Below are 1458 nucleotides of genomic sequence, written 5' to 3'. Positions count from 1 at the left end.
GCGCCGCGGCCCTTGTAGAGCGGCGATTCGAGATAGCGGGCAATGGCGAACCGCACCAGCACGGCGACGGCCGCAGAAGCCGGCACCGCGATCAACAAGCCGACGAAGCCGAACAGCGCACCGAAGGCAAACAGCGAAAACATCAGCCATACCGGGTGCAGGCCGACGCTCTTGCCGACCAGCCGCGGCTGCAGGATGTTGCCCTCGATGAACTGGCCGATGAAGAACACGACCGCGACCGCGACGATCATCGTCCAGTCCGGCCAGAACTGGACGAAGGCGACGCCGACGGCCAGCACCAGCCCGGTCAGCGAGCCGACATAGGGGATGAAGGAAATCAGCCCGGCGAACAGGCCGATGAGGATGCCGAAATTCAGTCCGGTCAGCGTCAGCCCGGTGGCATACATGGCGCCCAGCACCAGGCACAGCGTGCCCTGGCCGCGCACGAAGCCGGCTGTTGCGGTGTTGATGTCACGAGCGATGGCGCGCACGGTCTGGACGTTGTCGCGCGGCACCCAACCGTCGATGACCGCCACCATGCGGTCCCAGTCGAGCAGCATGTAGAAGGCGACCACCGGCGTCACCACGAACAGGCTGACCACCGAGACCAGCGCCATGCCGGAACTCCACAGTGAGGTGAAGACGGTGGTGACCAGGCCGAAGCCCGAGGTCAGCAGCGAATTCAACCCGTCGCGCAAGCTGTTGGCGTTGACGCCGAACTTCTGTTCCAGCCATTTCGGATCGAACGAGGTGATCAGGCTTTGCAGCCGGGTCAGATATTCCGGCAATTTGCCGGCGAAATCGGCCATCTGCGTGGCCAGAACCGGAATGAGGATGACGAAGGCCAGCACCAGCACGATGAGGAAGGTGATGAGGATGACCACCGTCGCCATGAAACGGGACAGGCCGAGCCGCTGCAGCCGGTCGGCAACGGGATCGAGGAAATAGGCCAGCACCATGCCGGCGACGAAGGGCAGCAGGATGGCGCTGAAAACATAGAGGAAAAGCGCCAGCAGCGCGGCACCGGCCAGCCAGAAGAAGATCTGCCGGCGAAAGGTCGCGGACGCGGCGATGTCGGCGGCCGCGGCCTCGATCGCTGCCGCTTCTGTCTCAGATGTCCGGAGTGGAGCCTTCGCCATAGCCGCTCATGTGCCTCAGCCAAGTGACGAGATAGGCTGCGGCCGAAGCCACGGTCAAGACCCCGGACAGCAATATGAGGGCTGACCTCAGCGGGTCGAAGTGAACGGCAAGGGCAAGTTCTCCCAGCACAAGCGCGGCCAGCACGATCTGGATCGCGGTGTTGGCCTTCGACACGAACAACGGTTTCATCTCGACCGGATGGGTCATGACGGCGGACAACACCACCGCGCAGACGATCAACGCGCCGCGCGACACCATGATGACGACAAGCCACAGCGGCAATTGCCCGATGAAGCTCATGACCACGAACACCGAAAC

The 1458-nt window shown here is 63.5% G+C and carries 1 protein-coding gene and 1 pseudogene; both read right to left on the bottom strand.

Features of this window, described 5'->3' with window-relative positions; all coding sequences use genetic code 11:
• Window positions 1–1139: AI-2E family transporter (locus tag EN939_RS33970; RefSeq protein ID WP_164751506.1), on the bottom strand; the 1139-nt coding region annotated here is incomplete at its 3' end.
• Window positions 1111–1458: pseudogene (locus tag EN939_RS33965) on the bottom strand (CDP-alcohol phosphatidyltransferase family protein); the annotation flags it as partial. The pseudogene EN939_RS33965 and the gene EN939_RS33970, both read right to left, overlap by 29 nt.

It is taken from the genome of Mesorhizobium sp. M7A.F.Ca.CA.002.05.1.1, from assembly GCF_003998335.1.
Classification (GTDB): Bacteria; Pseudomonadota; Alphaproteobacteria; order Rhizobiales; family Rhizobiaceae; genus Mesorhizobium.
The sequence above is the reverse complement of the archived record's forward strand: the minus strand, read 5'-3'. Positions and strand labels throughout refer to the sequence as shown.